At 49.0% G+C, this 17,117-nt stretch carries 14 protein-coding genes; all 14 read left to right on the forward strand.

All coding sequences use genetic code 11. The annotated features are described in order from the left end of the window. Positions 1–205 precede the first annotated feature (205 nt). On the forward strand, positions 206–496 hold the full coding sequence (locus ACLBWT_RS16800; protein WP_447664282.1) for a YerC/YecD family TrpR-related protein: 291 nt from the start codon (positions 206–208) through the stop codon (positions 494–496). A gap of 53 nt (positions 497–549) precedes the next feature. Next, positions 550–1,383 (forward strand): sirohydrochlorin chelatase, encoded by an 834-nt coding sequence (locus ACLBWT_RS16805; protein ID WP_447664283.1) that lies wholly within the window; start codon positions 550–552, stop codon positions 1,381–1,383. A 3-nt stretch (positions 1,384–1,386) separates the two neighbouring features. Next, positions 1,387–2,304, forward strand: coding sequence for a diacylglycerol kinase (locus ACLBWT_RS16810; RefSeq protein WP_447664284.1), 918 nt, complete (start codon positions 1,387–1,389; stop codon positions 2,302–2,304). A 1,058-nt stretch (positions 2,305–3,362) separates the two neighbouring features. Continuing rightward, on the forward strand, positions 3,363–4,850 hold the full coding sequence (gene rlmD, locus ACLBWT_RS16815) for a 23S rRNA (uracil(1939)-C(5))-methyltransferase RlmD (protein WP_447664285.1): 1,488 nt from the start codon (positions 3,363–3,365) through the stop codon (positions 4,848–4,850). 79 nt (positions 4,851–4,929) lie between these two features. Next, positions 4,930–5,919: a tRNA dihydrouridine synthase gene (locus ACLBWT_RS16820; protein ID WP_447664286.1), complete on the forward strand. Its 990-nt coding sequence runs from the start codon at positions 4,930–4,932 to the stop codon at positions 5,917–5,919. Positions 5,920–6,095: 176 nt separating this feature from the next. Then, positions 6,096–6,665 (forward strand): SF0329 family protein, encoded by a 570-nt coding sequence (locus tag ACLBWT_RS16825; protein WP_447664287.1) that lies wholly within the window; start codon positions 6,096–6,098, stop codon positions 6,663–6,665. A gap of 207 nt (positions 6,666–6,872) precedes the next feature. Next, complete coding sequence (locus tag ACLBWT_RS16830; RefSeq protein ID WP_447664288.1) at positions 6,873–8,342, forward strand: type I restriction-modification system subunit M; 1,470 nt, start codon at positions 6,873–6,875, stop codon at positions 8,340–8,342. Beyond that, positions 8,335–9,495 (forward strand): restriction endonuclease subunit S, encoded by a 1,161-nt coding sequence (locus ACLBWT_RS16835; RefSeq protein WP_447664289.1) that lies wholly within the window; start codon positions 8,335–8,337, stop codon positions 9,493–9,495. The genes ACLBWT_RS16830 and ACLBWT_RS16835 overlap by 8 nt, the downstream gene beginning before the upstream one ends. 31 nt (positions 9,496–9,526) lie before the next feature. Then, positions 9,527–12,874 (forward strand): DEAD/DEAH box helicase family protein, encoded by a 3,348-nt coding sequence (locus tag ACLBWT_RS16840; RefSeq protein ID WP_447664290.1) that lies wholly within the window; start codon positions 9,527–9,529, stop codon positions 12,872–12,874. A gap of 611 nt (positions 12,875–13,485) precedes the next feature. Continuing rightward, positions 13,486–13,929: an ASCH domain-containing protein gene (locus ACLBWT_RS16845; protein ID WP_447664291.1), complete on the forward strand. Its 444-nt coding sequence runs from the start codon at positions 13,486–13,488 to the stop codon at positions 13,927–13,929. 34 nt (positions 13,930–13,963) lie between these two features. Next, positions 13,964–14,995, forward strand: a complete 1,032-nt coding sequence (locus ACLBWT_RS16850; protein ID WP_447664292.1) for an NADH:flavin oxidoreductase/NADH oxidase — start codon at positions 13,964–13,966, stop codon at positions 14,993–14,995. A 24-nt stretch (positions 14,996–15,019) separates the two neighbouring features. Then, a complete protein-coding gene (locus ACLBWT_RS16855; RefSeq protein WP_447664293.1) occupies positions 15,020–15,736 on the forward strand; it encodes an SDR family oxidoreductase in 717 nt (238 codons plus the stop codon). Between the two features lie 210 nt (positions 15,737–15,946). Beyond that, positions 15,947–16,882 (forward strand): DMT family transporter, encoded by a 936-nt coding sequence (locus tag ACLBWT_RS16860; RefSeq protein WP_447664294.1) that lies wholly within the window; start codon positions 15,947–15,949, stop codon positions 16,880–16,882. Next, a complete protein-coding gene (locus tag ACLBWT_RS16865; RefSeq protein WP_447664295.1) occupies positions 16,879–17,112 on the forward strand; it encodes a hypothetical protein in 234 nt (77 codons plus the stop codon). The genes ACLBWT_RS16860 and ACLBWT_RS16865 overlap by 4 nt, the downstream gene beginning before the upstream one ends. Positions 17,113–17,117: the final 5 nt, after the last annotated feature.

Raw genomic sequence — 17,117 nt, forward strand, 5'->3', positions numbered from 1 at the left:
AGCACGAGACAGGGCTACCCGAGGAGGGCTACGCCGAGGAATAAGAGGATTTTTGGCGATTTATTACGATAGCGTTTTCATTTTTCTATTGTCCTCTAAAGCGTGAATACGGTGACTGGTTGTTTTCTTCGCCGTATCCCTTTAGAATGAAAGGTAGCGACACTAGCCAGAAAGTCAGCGATACTCTTACCGAGGTGAAGGATTAATGCAGCTAAAGAAGCTGAACGATAAAGCAGTCGACCAATTATTCGAAGCGGTGCTCACGCTCAAGAGCGTGGAAGAATGTTATGTGTTTTTTGACGACCTGTGCACGGTCAACGAGGTCCAATCCCTCTCTCAGCGTCTGGAAGTCGCGCGCATGCTGGGCAAAGGAAGCACCTATAACCAGATCGAAGCCGAGACGGGAGCGAGCACAGCGACGATCTCGCGCGTCAAGCGCTGCCTGAACTACGGCAATGACGGGTACAAGATGACCCTCGACCGCCTGGACCGCTAATGAGCTCCGCAGGCCATCCTATTCCGCTCGGCAACCCGGATGGGGGGCGGTCCTTGCAAGCGTCGGCGACGCCATCATCCTCTTTTCCCTCCCCTATTGTCCGTCCCGGCATTCTTGTCATCAGCCACGGCTCCCGCGACGGGGGCTGGGTGGCGCTCGTGGACGAAGCCGTCGAGGCGGCAGCGATACGACTTCAGCAACCGGCCGGCCCTGTGCCGGTCGTTTCGTCGTTCCTGGAGCTCGTGGATGGGCGTCTGATCCAGGACGGGGTCGACGAGCTGCTGGGACGCGGCGTCACGGATATACTCGTGCTGCCGCTGTTCGTCTCTTCGGGAGCGACGCATGTCGACGACATCATGCAGGCGTTCGGCCAGCCTCCTGCGGGGAACCGGGCAGGAGAGCTCGGGATGTTCCGTGTTGGCGGCGCCCGCATCTATCCCGGCCGGCCGATCGACGACGAGCCGGAGATCGCGGAGCTGCTGCTCGCGAATATCCGGGAGCTCTCACGCGATCCCGCTCAGGAGGCGCTGCTGCTGATCGGCCATGGCTCGCGCGAGCCCGTGTTTCACGGCCGCTGGCGCCAAGGAATGCGCCGGATGGCGGAGCGGATCAGGGCAGCGGGCGGCTTCGCCCGGGCGGAGACGGCGATGCTGCTGCCGGATCAGGCGGCATGCAAGCTGTCGGCGATGCTGCGCAAGCGCCCTCGGGAGCGCGTCATCGTCGTTCCGCTTTTTCTTAGCCAAGGATATTTCACAACCTCGGTGATTCCCGCACGCCTGAGTGAGTTAGAATATGAATATAATGGTCGGGGGATGCTCCCGGATACAGCGGTCGTCCGCTGGATGCGGCGGCAGATGCTGCAGTGGCTGGAACAAGCAGGAGGATGAAGCATGAGCAAGACGTACAAGAGAGCCCGTCTGATCTACAATCCGACTTCCGGGCGCGAAGAGATGAAGAAAAGGCTGGGCGATATCCTCACCATGCTGGAGCGCGGGGGCATCGAGACAAGCACCCATGCCACAGCCGGGGAGGGCGACGCCTCCATCGCGGCGGCCGATGCGGCTGACCGCGGCTTCGACATGATCATCGCCGCCGGCGGAGACGGCACGCTCTACGAGGTCATCAACGGCCTCGGCGAGAAGGAGAACCGCCCGCCGCTCGGCATCCTGCCGGTCGGCACGACCAACGACTTCGCCCGGGCGCTCGGCATTCCGCGCAACCTGGAATATGCGTGCGAGCTCATCACACGCCAATATGCCCGTCCCATCGACGTCGGCCGCGCGGGCAAGAAATACTTCATCAATATCGCCGGCGGCGGCTCCATGACGGAGCTGACCTACGAGGTTCCGAGCAAGCTCAAGACGCTGATCGGGCAGCTTGCCTATTACATGAAGGGCCTGGAGAAGATGACGCGCCTGCGCGCCACCGAGGTATTCATCCAGGCGGAGGGAATTCCGGAAATCCATGAGGAGATCATGCTGTTCCTCATCTGCAACAGCAACTCCGTCGGCGGCTTCGAGAAGCTGGCCCCCGACGCGAGGCTGGACGACGGCTTGTTCGAGGTCGTCGTGCTCAAGAAATGCAACCTGGCGGAGTTCATCCGCATCGTCACGCTCGCCCTGCGCGGCGAGCATTTCAACGATCCGCATCTGATCCACTTCAAGACGCCGCGCATGCAGATCACGACGCCGGACTATGTCCAGCTCAATCTCGACGGCGAGTACGGCGGCACGCTGCCCTGCACGTTCACGATGCTTCCTTCGCATCTGAATATCTTTGTGGACCAGGACGGGAAGGCTAGCTACTAGCAATTGGAGAAGCTCTTGAAGAGCAGCCTCCGAAGCCGGAAGGTCGTTCGAGAAGCCGAAAGGTCATTCGAAATGCCGCAAGGTCGTTCCGATCGCTGTTGAAGTCCGGATTTCTTGATTTGATTACCCCCATTGATGGGGAAAATCCGGCCTTCAAAGGCGAACGCTTACGCTTCTTCACGACCATTCCAGCCTCTCCGGTTAGAAGGATTAAGTGCCTATCCATGGCTGCATGCTACGCTTCCTGCACCATTGAGTAGTTAAGCTTCGCATTCTGCTCCTGTACGTAGTTGCAAGCTTGCATTCTGCACCTTGCAGGTGCCAGCTTCGATTCCTACACCTGTATGAAGTTGCATGCTTTGCATTCTGTACCTGTACGTAGTTGCAAGCAGTGCTTTCTGCACCTGTCCAAACTCGTTTGGATGGTACATTTGCACATAGGTGGCCGAAGCCCGCCACATGGAAGCCTGCGACATGTAGGAAATGAACTTATATGGAGAAACTGGCCTCACCTTCCGCCCTTAGCCCACTTCTTTGAAAGTGCCAACCTCACTTTCTGCACCTGTTAATATGCTCGTTTAACGGTACATCTGCACTTCGGTGGCCGATGTCATCACATGTACATCATGAACCTGTACGTTGGCCAGCTTTACATCCTGCACTTTTTGTAGGTACCAGTCTCACTTCCTGAACCTGTTTATGCTCGTATGGATGGCACATCTGCACTTCGGTGGCCGATGTCGCCACAAGTTAATGAATAGAGCGCCAGACATCATTATGCCTGGCGCTCTTTGTCTTACTGCTGCTTTGCTTTCAGCAGGTTCAGAATTATGATCACCGCCTCGGCTCGCCAGTAGACCGACCATCGGGAAGGCTCTATGGTTAGCATCCCTTTCAAAAGGGCTTGGAGACTTCTGCCACGGAGCGAAAGAGGCGGAAATATGGTATTCTTGACTGACGGACAAGGCCGCGAGCGGAACCGTTCGTTCCGCGACATAAGAGGCTGGGAGCCTCTGTCGGACCTTTTAGACTACGAAGAGAACGGATGAAACGAAGAGATGAAACCAGCTTTGCCAGTCGGCAAAAACGATATCGTCACGCTCGACATCATCGGGCTGACGCATGAAGGCGAAGGGGTTGGCCGCGTCGACGGCTTTACCTTATTCGTTCAGGGAGCGCTGCCGGGCGAGAAAATTACCGCCAAGGTGCTCAAGACCAAGAAAACCTATGGTTATGCCAAGCAGCTGGAGCTGCTCCAGGCAAGCCCTGACCGGGTCGAGGCTCCGTGCCCGATCTACAAGCAGTGCGGCGGCTGCCAGTTGCAGCATATGAGCTATGAAGGACAGCTGGCCTGGAAAAGGCAGCATGTCATCGACAGCCTGGAGCGCATCGGCAAGCTGACCGTGGCAGGCAGCTCGCGGGCGGTTGAAGGCCGCGAGACCGCTGAGTCCGGCGCTGCTGCGGCCTCCGAAGAGAATAGCTCGCGCGCAGGCGTGGTCGTCCATCCGACGATCGGGATGGACGAGCCTTGGCGCTACCGCAACAAGGCGCAGGTCCCCATCGGCATGGCGATGGCGGACCTGGACGGAGGCGCGGCCGGCAGCCTGATCGGCGGCTTCTACGCCCGCGGCTCGCACCGCATCGTCGACATGGACGCGTGCTTGATCCAGCACGAGAACAATGACTCTGCGGTGCGGCAGGTCAAAGCCATTGGCAACCGCGTCGGCATCTCCGCGTACGACGAAGCCACAGGGCGCGGCATCCTCCGCCATGTCGTCGTCCGGACCGGATTCGTCACCGGCGAGATGATGGTCGTCCTCGTCACCAACGGTCCACGCATTCCGCGCCTGGAGGACTGGATCCAGGGCATTCGCGAAGCTCTGCCCGCGGTAACGAGCATCGTACAGAACATCAACAAGCGGCAGACCAACGTCATCTTCGGAGACGAGACGCGCACCCTCTGGGGCAGCGATGTCATTTACGACGAGCTCGACGGGATCCGCTTCGCCATATCAGCACGGTCGTTCTACCAGGTCAATCCGGTGCAGACGCTCCGGCTTTATCAATCCGCTGTCGACTATGCCGGCCTGACCGGCAGCGAGAATGTCATCGACGCCTATTGCGGCATCGGGACAATCTCGCTGTTCCTGGCCCGCCGCGCTGGACATGTGTATGGGGTTGAGATTGTTCCGGAGGCAATCGAGGACGCCAAGCGGAACGCTTCATTAAATGGCATTGAAAATGCATCGTTTGAAGCGGGAGCTGCAGAGGTTGTCATTCCGCGCTGGCGCTCGGAAGGCATCAAGCCGGACGTCATCGTCGTCGATCCGCCTCGCAAAGGCTGCGATGAGCAGCTGCTGGACACGATTCTGGAGATGAAGCCGGAGCGGGTTGTATATGTGTCTTGCAATCCTGCGACACTCGCGAGGGATTTGCAGGTGCTGGAGGCCGGAGGGTATAGGACTGTTGAGGTTCAGCCTGTGGATATGTTCCCGCATACGGTGCATGTGGAGTCGGTGGCGCTGTTAGTACAAAAGGACAAGTAAAACGGAGATCTATTGGAGGAAATAGTAAAGGGGGGGCACCCTCTTTTTTGAATCTAGTATTCATAGAGAGGTTTTTGATATGACAGATAATTTTTGGCGTGATTTACCACGGCCTTTTTTTATACTGGCGCCCATGGAAGATGTGACGGATGTTGTTTTTCGCCATGTCGTTAGTGAAGCTGCCAGACCGGATGTGTTTTTTACAGAGTTTGCGAATACAGAGAGTTACTGTCACCCGGAGGGGAACCACAGTGTTCGCGGGCGCTTGACTTTTACAGAGGATGAACAGCCCATTGTGGCCCATATCTGGGGAGATAAGCCGGAATACTTTCGTCAGATGAGCATCGGTATGGCGAAAGAAGGATTCAGAGGCATCGATATTAATATGGGTTGTCCTGTAGCGAATGTAGCAGAGAACGGGAAGGGTAGCGGTCTGATCTGCCGTCCAGAAACCGCAGCGGATATTATCCAGGCCGCAAAAGCCGGGGGATTGCCCGTCAGTGTAAAAACAAGGCTCGGTTTTAGTGCCTTAGACGAATGGCGCGGCTGGTTAAGCCATATTTTGAAACAAGACATTGTTAATCTGTCCATTCATCTGCGGACAAGAGAGGAAATGAGCAAAGTAGATGCTCATTGGGAACTAATTCCGGAGATTAAGAAACTTCGTGATGAGGTGGCACCGGATACACTTCTGACCATTAACGGAGATATCCCTGACCGTCAGACCGGCTTGCAGCTCGTTGAGCAATACGGTGTGGATGGTATTATGATTGGGCGCGGTATTTTTCATAATCCATTTGCTTTTAAGAAGGAGCCGAAGGATCACAGCAGTGAGGAATTACTTGATTTGCTAAGGCTGCATCTAGATCTCCATGCTCAATACTCAGAACTGGAACCACGTTCGTTCAGACCGCTTTCCCGATTCTTTAAAATATATGTCCGTGGATTTCGAGGGGCAAGTGAATTAAGAAATAGCTTAATGAACACAAAATCAACAACTGAAGTGCGTGCGCTGCTCAATGAATATGCAAATAAGGAGCATGATGGGGCGGAGGAAGAAGGAAATTAAGTGGCCAAGTTAGGAGAGGCAACGGACGATTGGGGTAAAGATTGGTTAGTTCGATAGGGAGAATTCGGCGTAGAAATTAGAAAAAAAACTTGAAGATGTTGAGGATCGGATGAATGGAGACGGGGCAAACCCAGAGACAACAATCCTTTCCTCTGTTTTTATATGGAGGGGATTACATGTCCTGGAGCAAATTGAAGCAACAACTGGAGAGCTTTCTCTGTCCTGCGTTAGAAGGAAGGGTAGAATACCGCGCACCAGGTTACCGTTATTTACCTGATAAACCAGGTATTTGTTATATCTCTGTAGATAAAAAGAACGTACTCAATATGATGGATAAAACCAGCTTCATCAAATGGTATCAGACGGAGCTGGAAATCAAGAATGATTCACATATTCAAATTCCTATCAACAATGACGATATTGAAGCGGTTAGAAAAGCTGCCAAAGGGACCGTGCCGGAAGATCGTCTAAAAGTAATTGCCAGAAGCAGAATAAGTTCAGAATATGCAAAAGAGCTTTTGTCAGCGCAGGCTTCATTAAGTAAATCAAATTTTATCGTTGTGGCTACTAAGTTTTTATCTACTTCTATAGAGGAAAGCTTAGATAGCAATGATATCTTATTGAATATCCTAGCCTTGGTGGACAGAAGGATTGGAAAAAAGCGGATCTTAAACATGTCCGAGAAGATGAAGTTAAAGCATCCAAGTGTGCAGTTTTTTTATGAGCTACGGTTTAGCACGTTATGAAAATGAATTAACTCATTCACCTCTCAAGCAAGAGGTTTTTTTCATGCGAACATATATTTGCTGACAAATTGTTATCGCTAAGATGTATATTAATGGAAAAAATCTAATGGATAAAGGAATTACCAGTTTGATTGTGGAATAAGTCTAATGGACTATTAAATACGATGTTAAGATCGAATTATTAAGATGTAGATGGGAGCAATACTGATGCTAACAGGAGAAATTCGCAACAAGGTTGATAAAATATGGTCAGATATATGGGCGGGCGGTATCACCAACCCATTAACCGTTATAGAACAGCTTACCTACTTGATGTTTATCCGCTCTCTCGATGAAAAGGAACTGGAAAACGAGAGCTTTGATGCATTGAGTGGGGAAGTGACGCCGAAGATTTTCCCGCAGGATGAAGATGGACAGGCCATGCGCTGGAGTAAATTTAAAACAAAAGATTCCCGAATCATCTACGATATTGTTGGCACGAAAGTGTTCCCGTTTATTAAAGCCTTGAATGGAGCCAATACGACTGCCTTTTCGCGATATATGCAGGATGCCATGTTCCTGGTCCCAACCCCGCAAGTGCTGCAGAAAATGATTACCGGCCTGGATGAGCTGTATGAACATGATATTAAAGACTTGGACATGCAGGGCGATCTGTACGAGTATATGCTGGGTAAGCTGGCTTCCGCCGGGCAAAACGGCCAGTTTAGAACGCCGAAGCATATTCGCGATATGATGGTTCGTCTGCTTGCCCCAACACCAAATGATAAGATTTGCGACCCGGCATGCGGTACAGCGGGTTTCCTCGTATCTTCTGCTGAATATATCAGAGAAAACTATGAGTCTGAGATGACGAGCGAGCAGTGGGAGCATTTTGCAGGGGAGATGTTCTCGGGGTTTGATACGGATCGAACGATGCTGCGGCTTTCCGCCATGAACCTTATGCTTCATTCGATTAACCAGCCCCATATCGATTATGTGGACAGTGTTTCCAAGCAGAACAATACTTCTTCCGCCTATGATATTGTCCTTGCCAATCCACCATTTACAGGCACAGTTGATGCCGAGAGTATTCACGATAACCTAAAGACGGTTTGCAATACCAAAAAGACTGAGCTTTTGTTTGTGGCACTCTTTTTGAGGATTCTCCGGAAAGGCGGACGCTGCGCCTGTATCGTGCCGGATGGGGTTCTGTTTGGTTCCACCAAGGCACATAAATCTTTGCGTAAAGAGCTGGTTGAGAATCATCAGCTTCAGGCGGTTATCTCTATGCCAAGCGGCGTTTTTAAGCCGTATGCAGGTGTCAGCACAGCCGTTCTATTGTTTACTAAAACAGGTGCAGGCGGTACGGACAAGGTTTGGTTCTACGATATGAAAGCTGATGGCTTCTCCTTGGATGATAAACGTGCTCCTGTTGCGGCTAATGATATTCCTGACATCCTTGCTCGTTTCCATAACCTCGAAGGTGAAGCTGACCGCAAACCAACCGAACCGAGCTTTTTGGTAGACAAGGCTGCGATTGAAGCGAATGAGTATGATTTGTCGATCAATCGATATAAAGAAGTGGTCTACGACAAGGTAGAATATGATTCACCAGCGGCAATCATGGAACGCCTTGATGAGTTGAACCTTGAAATTGGTTCCAAGATGGAGGAATTGAGAGGGCTTATTGGTGAGTAAGGTGAAATTGTCAGAGATAACAAGTGTTATTACAAAAGGTACAACGCCCATGACGATAGGTTTTTCTTTTCAAGATATGGGCATTAATTTTGTGAAAATTGAAAGTATCAATGAAATTGGCAGCTTTCTACTTCATAAATTTCAACATATATCAGAGGAATGCAATGATAAGATGAAACGCTCCATATTAGTTGAGAATGATATTTTGTTTTCTATTGCAGGTGCATTAGGAAGAACCGCTCTCGTTACAAAGGACATTTTACCAGCGAACACGAACCAAGCATTAGCAATTATCAGGCTATCATCGACAAAAGAATCATGCCCCCAATATATACAATATGTATTGAAATCAAAAAGTGTATACAATCAATTTCAGAAGCAAAAGCAAGGAGTAGCACAATTAAACCTATCCCTAAAAAACATTGGGGATTTAGAAATTCCCCTCCCGCCAATTGATAGACAAAAGCATATTGCCAAAACGTTAGACACCGCCTCAGAACTGCTTGCCATGCGCAAACAGCAGCTTGCGGAGCTGGACAACCTTATCAAATCCACCTTTTACGATATGTTCGGTAACCTTTTCAAAAATGAAAAGGGGTGGAGGATACAAAGTTTGCTAGATGTTGCAACGATAGATACAAAGATGACAAAAAATTTTGAGAAATACGAAATGTATCCGCATATAGGTATAGATAGTATTGAAAAAGATACAGGTAAGATAATTCAATATAAACTTGTTAAAGATAGTAACCTGATTAGTGGAAAGTATTTGTTCTCAGAAAAGCACATTATTTACAGTAAGATACGTCCTAATCTTAATAAAGTTGCCTTGCCTACTTTTAGTGGATTATGTTCAGCCGATGCGTATCCTATTTTACCCATTAGTGGTATCTCAAACAGATACTATTTAGCATATATTCTACGGTCGGAGTTCTTTTTAAATTATATATTAGACTTTAGTGGGCGTACTAATATTCCAAAAGTAAATAAACAACAATTAGAAGGGTTTCAGCTACCACTTCCGCCAATCAAGCTCCAAAACCAATTCGCCACCATCGTCACCAAAATTGAAGAGCAAAAAGCTCTCGTAAAAAAGGCCATTGAAGAAACCCAGCACCTGTTTGACAGCTTGATGAGCGAGTATTTTGACTAACGTACTAAATTCTAATTGAGAGGTGAACTGAATGGCTGCAAACTTTGAATTCCTGCAAGGGCAAACGGAATATGTGTTGTTTGCTACAGCCAGCATCGAAGCGGAAAGGGTGCTTGCCACCTCTCCTGCGATGGCAGCGGTAGGCAGCCGGAAGGCTTTTGAGCTTGCCGTCAAATGGGTGTACGCTGCGGATAACACCATCACCATGCCCTATAAGGACAATTTGCAGGCACTAATTCATGAGCCCTCTTTCAAATTCGCCATGGAGAACCAGACATGGGGCAAGCTGCCCTATATCATCAAGTTGGGGAACCTGGCGGTACATACCGATAAAGCCATCAGCCGTAGTGATGCTGTTCTTTCTCTTTCCGCACTGTTTGAATTTATACAGTGGCTGGATTATTGCTATGGGGCAAACTATGAAGAACGCCATTTCACTGAAGAGCATATTCCAGCTGAAAAGGTAGTCCTTGACGAAGCGAAAATCAAAGAGAAAGACAGCTTAATCGAACAAAAGGATTCCGAAATTGAGGCCCTCCGTGCCAAGATTGCGGCTATGAGCGACCGGCTTACCGCTGACAAAGACCAGCACAAGGAAGATCGTCAGTTCACGCCGCAGGATATATCAGAATTTCAAACTCGCAAAAAATATATCGATGTGGACTTGAAACTGCTTGGCTGGAGGCTCGGCGATGATGTTCAGGAAGAAGTCCCGCTCATCGGTATGCCTAATCATGAGGAGAAGGGCTATGCCGACTACGTGCTGTACGGCAAGGACGGACTGCCACTTGCCATCATAGAAGCGAAGCGCACCTCCAAAGATGCGAAGATCGGAACCCATCAGGCCAAGCTGTATGCGGATTGTTTAGAGAGAATGACAGGTAGACGTCCCATGATGTTTACCACCAACGGTTTTGAAACCTATCTATGGGATGACGCAACTTCTCCACAGCGCAAGGTAAGCGGGATATTCTCAAAGGCTGATCTGGAAAAGCTGATGAACCGCCGCAGCGAACGCAAAGTGTTAGACGAAGTGCTCATTGACGATAACATCACGGACCGTTATTACCAGAAGGAAGCCATCCGGGCGGTTTGCGAAAATATAACGACCGGTCACAGACGGTCATTGCTCGTCATGGCGACAGGTACAGGTAAAACGAGAACGGCATCCAGTTTGACGGATGTTTTATCACGGGGCGGATATGTAACGAACATTTTATTTTTGGCGGACAGAACGGCATTGGTTAAACAGGCAAAGGATGACTTCAAGAATTACCTGCCGGATATGTCCCTCTGTAATCTGCTGAGCAACAAGGATGATAAGACGGCTCGAATTGTTTTTTCAACGTATCCGACTATGCTTAATGCGATTGACAGTGCCAAAGGGGATGACGGCAAACGTCTGTTTACTCCCGCCCATTTCGATCTGATTGTGGTGGACGAGGCACATAGAAGTATTTTCAAAAAGTATCGTGCGATATTTGAATATTTTGACGGAATCATTGTGGGTTTGACAGCAACTCCGAAGACGGAGGTCGACCGAAATACGTACGATTTTTTCGAGATGGAGAGCGGCGTGCCCACCTATGCTTATGCCTATGAGACCGCAGTAGAGGTTGACCACGTGCTGGTGCCTTACCATAACATTGAAATTACGACGAAGTTCCTGGAGCAGGGGATTACCTATGATAATCTTTCTGCAGAAGATAAGGCGCGGTATGAAGAAGATTTTACGGACGAGGATGGCGATATGCCTGATTTTATACCGTCGCCTGCGGTGAATGAATTTATTTTTAACCAATCTACCGTGGATCGAGTGCTGGAAGATTTAATGACCAAGGGCATTACAGTGGCCGGTGGCGACAGGCTGGGGAAGACGATTATCTTCGCGCAAAATAAAAAACACGCCCAATATATTATCGAGCGTTTTAATAAGCTGTATCCGCAGTATAATGGTTCTTTTGCCAAGCGGATTGTCTCGGATGACAGTTATGCCCAAAGCCTTATCGATGATTTTAAGGTTGCGAATAAAGAGCCTCATATCGCCGTCTCGGTGGATATGCTGGATACGGGCATTGATGTGCCGGAGATTGTGAATTTGGTGTTTTTCAAGCGGATTCGCTCCAAGACGAAGTTCTGGCAAATGATTGGGCGCGGGACAAGATTGGGCAAGAACCTGTTCGGCGAGGGAGAAGACAAGACCCGCTTTGTTATCTTTGATTATCTCGGGAATTTTGAGTTCTTCCGCCAACACAAAGAGGGCCTGCAGGGCAATGAAACCCAGAGCCTGTCCGAAGCCATCTTCGCAAAGCGGATTCGATTGATCCATCACATGCAGCAGGCCGTCTTTATCGATGAGTCTTATCAAACGATCCGTACAGACCTGATTGAAACGGTCATCCAGCAGATAAAAGCGCTAAACACGGAACTGGTATCGGTGAAGATGCAGCTGCAATATATTGAGAAGTATAAGACTGCGGATGCTTTTGTCTGTCTGACGGACCTGGATAAACATGACTTGATCACGTACCTTGCGCCGATTGTCTATATGGTAGATACGGACGAGCACGCCAAGCGCTTTGACAATTTTATGTATGGGTTAATGATCGCCCAGATTGAGGGATTGCCGCAATTCAAAAAGGGCAGGAAGCAATTGATCGATGTATCTGTAAGCCTATTGAAACGTGCTACCATTCCCCAGGTTAAAGAAAAACTGGCACTTATCCAAACGATCGGAACAGACGAGTTCTGGGAAAGCTCGGATTTATTGATTTTTGAGAAAGTGCGTATGGAGCTGCGCAGCCTCATCAAGTTTATTGTGGATGGGGTAGAAAGACCCCCCATTTATACGAACCTCGCCGATGAAATTCTCACGGTCAATGAGGGTAAAGCCATGTACCAAGCCTATGATTTTGAGGATTATAAGCGGAAGGTGAACCGTTATATTGAGCAGAACCGTGACACTTTGGCGATATATAAGCTTCGGAATAACATTCCGCTTACCGCGCTCGATTATGAGAGCTTGGAGAAGATCTTTACCGGAGAGCTTGGCACAGCAGAGGATTATAAACGCGAATTTCAGGATACGCCGTTCGGCTTGCTGGTGCGGAAAATTGCCAAGCTTGAATATGAAGCCGCGATTGTCGCGTTCTCTGAATTTATTAACGACGAGTCGCTCAGCCAGGCGCAAATTGTATTTGTGAAAAAGGTTGTCGATTATATTGTGCAGAACGGCTATATCGACAGTGTGGCTGAACTCATAAAGCCGCCTTTTGATAAACCCCAAAGTTTTATTAAGCTGTTTGATGGCACGAAGCAAAAAAGGCTTGTCGAGATGGTTACAAAGATAAAAGAGAATGCGGTTAAGATCATGGGCTGATGAAACCAATTCAGCTCAAAACAAAGAGCCAAACTACCGTAAAAGTTTGGCGGTCAAGCTCTTATTATTAGGGGCACATCGTATTAGGGTTGTTCACACTGGACACTCAACACATGTGGAATCGGTGGCTTTGTTGGTGAGGGATTAAACAGAGTCCGAGCCCCCTTGTCCTTATTGGTTTTTTCGATATGGTACAGCACATTGAAAGTTGTGATGCAGTGGTCGAAAAATGGCATTGATGTAAAAGTGATGTAAAAGATGAGCCGAAAAGAACGGAGAGACGCTCGGGAAATTCCCGAACGTCTCTTATTGTCCTTGAGCTTTGTTGATGTTGAAATTCTGGTTGGAATTCAGAGTGCGATTGCGATGGCGCATTGAAGTCGAGAGCAATGATCTTCAGAAGCTGCTTGGACGTCCGGCCACTTCACTCGAAGAGGGTCTACATCAAATCGTAAACGAAATTCAGGCTTAATTGAGCGTGTGAAACAGAGGTTGTTCCCGAAGGTCTAATGCGACCGGAGCGATTGCGTCTTTTTTATGCGGGGTAAGGAAAGTTTGGAGAATGTTTGGGGAATAGTACTTCATTATGAACAGTAATGGAGCGTAGAGGAATGAAAGTATTATCCATGATTCAACCGTGGGCGACTCTGCTTGTCCAAGGCGAGACTCTCTATGAAACAAGATCCTGGAAGACCCGGTATCGCGGACCGTTGGCCATTCATGCAAGCAAGAAAGTCGATAAGCAGGCCTGCAAATATGAACCCATTCGTTCTTTACTCGCCAAGAATGGCTATACGGAACAAAACCTCCCTACGGGGGTTATCCTTGCAACCTGCGAGCTTACGAATTGTTATCAAGTCATCGACGCTGATGATACGTCAGCCATTCTGGATTGCGGGAAGGTCGTGACGGGGGATGACTTCCTGTTAGGCGATTACAGTCCAGGTTATTTTGCGTGGGAAATAGCGGGTTTCCGTCTGCTGAAGCCCTATATTCCAGCGAAGGGAAAATTGGGACTATGGGAATATCCGATAGGCGAAGAGGTGAGGATATGACCTATGTAAATGATCCATTAATGGAGGTTCTGACTTGACCAATCACTTATTTTCTCCTTATGAAATTAAAGGTTTACAATTGAAAAATCGGGTAGTCATGGCCCCCATGTGCCAATATTCCGTAACCGCTAGGGATGGCAAACCCAACGAATGGCATTACGTTCACTACCTTAGCCGCGCAATTGGCGGTGCAGCCTTGATCATCATGGAAATGACGGACGTTGAGCCGGATGGTCGAATAACCGACTTTGATTTAGGGATTTGGTCCGATGACCATATTCCGGCATTTTCCAGAATTATTGATGGGGTTCATGCTCACGGGGCCAAGATTGGGATTCAAATTGCTCATGCTGGCCGAAAAGCGGAAGATGCTAAAGAGCCAGTGGCCCCTTCCGCTATTCCATATCCGGGATCCCGCTATAAGATGCCCCGCGCACTTGCAGTCGATGAGGTAAATCAGATGGTACAGCTCTACGCTGATGCAGCCCGCCGGGCTGTTCAGGCAGGCGTAGATATGATTGAACTTCACGGGGCGCACGGATATTTAATTCATCAGTTTCAATCCCCTTTGACCAACAAACGCCAAGATGCGTATGGACAAGACCTGACCAAATTCGGGGTAGAGGTCATCCAGGCGGTCAAAAAGGAAATGCCTGCAGATATGCCGTTATTTTTCCGAATCACTGCCGTAGAGTACGCGGATGGGGGTTATGGTATGGAACATGCCATTAAGTTATCTAAAGCTTACCATGCAGCAGGTGTAGATGTCTTTCATGTAAGTTCTGGCGGGGAAGGACCCGTAGGAGAAAGAAAGCCTGGCAACTATCCAGGTTATCAAGTTCCTTTTGCGCGCAAAATTCGGGAGGCTCTTGGGGTTCCCGTCGTAGCTGTAGGCATGCTTGAGGACCCGGCACTTGCTCAATCCGTCATCTGCAGCGAAGAAGCGGATTTAGTGGCGATCGCCCGTGGCATGCTTCGAGATCCTTACTGGACTATCCATGCTGCTAAATCGCTTAGAAGTGAATATACCACCATTCCAAAGCAATATGAGCGGGCTTATCATTAATGGGAAAATAGGGAGGCTATCCGAATGTCATTGAAAGAGAAGCGAGTCATAGTTGTAGGAGGCACATCAGGAATTGGATTATCGACTGCCAAGGCATTTCTGGATGAAGGGGCAAAGGTAATTATCGCAAGCCGTTCCGCTGCCAAGCTCTCGGAAGCCAAACAAACGCTTGGCGGGAATGTTGAAGCTTACGAGCTGGATTTTCGGAGTGAAGAGAAAGCCGCGGAATTTTTCGAAAAGGTTGGCAAGTTTGATCACTTGGTTATCACCGCTGGCGAAGGCGCGATGGGTGAGTTCCGCGAATTGCCGGTTGAACAGGCGCAAACTGCCTTCGACAGCAAGTTCTGGGGCCAGTATATCACCGTTAAAGCGGCTATCCCCTATTTGAACCAAGAAGGTTCCATTTCCTTGACTTCAGGCGTTTACGGCAAACGGCCTCCGAAGGGGGCATCCACGCTGGCTGCGATCAACTCGGCGTTGGAGGGTTTAATGCGGGGATTGACGGTGGATCTTGCCCCGATTCGGGTCAATGTGGTTTCTCCCGGAATCGTAGATACGCCTGTCTACGCAGGTATGCCGGAGGAAGACCGGAAATCCATGTTCAACGCCATTGCGCGCCAATTGCCTGTCGGACGGATCGCGCAGTCGGAAGATATTGCCGAAGCTTATGTTTACCTTGCGAAAAACGGATTCACCACTGGCTCCGTTATCCTGATTGAGGGCGGGGCGCTCCTGTCCTAAACTCAGTACGTAAAACATATTAAAGATGCACGGAGAAGGTCATGAATATCTACGCGAGTAGAGTTCATGGCCTATTTTTCAAACAAGCTTTGACCAATATATTAAAAAAAAGGATAACTAAAAAAGTAATTTGATACCTAAAAAGAAGGGGCGTATGATTGATTTTTAGGATAATTAATTAGAATAGAGGATAGGAGAATGGTAGCCAACATGAAAAAATTATCACGATCCAAAACCATAAGTCTGGTCACTTTTCTTGTTATTGCATGGGGAATATCGTGGCCTATTTATAAAATCGCTCTTGAATATACGCCTCCTCTTCTATTCGCCGGATTGCGCACGTTGATCGGAGGAATATTATTAATCGTCGGCTATTGGTCCAAACGGAAAGAAATACGCTGGAAAGAAAACTGGCCGGTCTATCTGACTTCATCCCTGTTTAACGTCGCTCTGTTCTATGGGCTGCAGACCGTCGGGATGATGCATATGCCATCGGGATTGTTCTCGGTTATCGTTTATCTTCAGCCTGTCCTTGTCGGGATTTTGGCCTGGTTATGGTTAGGAGAATTGATGACGGGATTAAAGGTAACGGGCTTGATTATCGGGGTCCTTGGCGTGGCGGCTGTAAGCGCGGGAGGGTTATCGGGGCATATAGCTGTCCTGGGTATCGTATTGGCGCTTATTACGGCATTCAGTTGGGCTATCGGCACGGTGTATGTCAAAAAAGTGAGCTCGCGGGTAGATTCCATTTGGCTGGTGGCCTTTCAATGTACAATCGGGGGAATCGCGCTGACTTCTGTTGGTTCGATTACGGAAAAATGGTCGGATATCGTGTGGAATGGGCATTATTTATTTGGACTTGTATTTGGGATCGTTGTTGGGATTTCGGCCTCTTGGGTTGTTTATTTCACGCTAGTGAATACAGGCGATGCCAGCAAAGTTGCTTCTTATACGTTTCTCGTCCCGGTAATCTCCGTTATTAGCGGCGTGCTGTTTTTGAACGAAGCTTTTTCCAGCTACCTTTTGGTCGGGCTTGTTCTCATTGGAATCAGCATTTATCTGGTCAATCGCAAGCCAAAATCAAGCTTATCCCGGCCTCGTAAAGACAACTTAGCGACGGAAGACAGGAGGAGGTATTCGCTTTGATTATTGATAACGTTAATAAAGAAGTAGCCGTACGTTCCCGAGCCAGTATAGTTTGGCTGATTTTGGGGATTTTATTCATTGCAGTGAATCTTAGGGCACCCATCATTGGACTGGGTCCGTTGGTTGGATATATTCATTCCCAAACCCATTTGTCTAATACAATTACGGGCCTGCTTAGTGCTTTGCCGCTGCTCGCTTTTGCCATCCTTTCTCGCTTGCACCCAAAATAGCGCAC

The organism is Paenibacillus sp. D51F, from assembly GCF_053345695.1.

What these genes read in the sequence shown, in the direction of transcription:
- rlmD (WP_447664285.1), top strand. Translation starts at nt 3,363, where the DNA reads ATGAAACCAGCTTTGCCAGTCGGCAAAAACGATATCGTCACGCTCGAC.
- ACLBWT_RS16800 (WP_447664282.1), top strand. Translation starts at nt 206, where the DNA reads ATGCAGCTAAAGAAGCTGAACGATAAAGCAGTCGACCAATTATTCGAA.
- ACLBWT_RS16840 (WP_447664290.1), top strand. Translation starts at nt 9,527, where the DNA reads ATGGCTGCAAACTTTGAATTCCTGCAAGGGCAAACGGAATATGTGTTG.
- ACLBWT_RS16820 (WP_447664286.1), top strand. Translation starts at nt 4,930, where the DNA reads ATGACAGATAATTTTTGGCGTGATTTACCACGGCCTTTTTTTATACTG.
- ACLBWT_RS16825 (WP_447664287.1), top strand. Translation starts at nt 6,096, where the DNA reads ATGTCCTGGAGCAAATTGAAGCAACAACTGGAGAGCTTTCTCTGTCCT.
- ACLBWT_RS16845 (WP_447664291.1), top strand. Translation starts at nt 13,486, where the DNA reads ATGAAAGTATTATCCATGATTCAACCGTGGGCGACTCTGCTTGTCCAA.
- ACLBWT_RS16855 (WP_447664293.1), top strand. Translation starts at nt 15,020, where the DNA reads ATGTCATTGAAAGAGAAGCGAGTCATAGTTGTAGGAGGCACATCAGGA.
- ACLBWT_RS16860 (WP_447664294.1), top strand. Translation starts at nt 15,947, where the DNA reads ATGAAAAAATTATCACGATCCAAAACCATAAGTCTGGTCACTTTTCTT.
- ACLBWT_RS16830 (WP_447664288.1), top strand. Translation starts at nt 6,873, where the DNA reads ATGCTAACAGGAGAAATTCGCAACAAGGTTGATAAAATATGGTCAGAT.
- ACLBWT_RS16810 (WP_447664284.1), top strand. Translation starts at nt 1,387, where the DNA reads ATGAGCAAGACGTACAAGAGAGCCCGTCTGATCTACAATCCGACTTCC.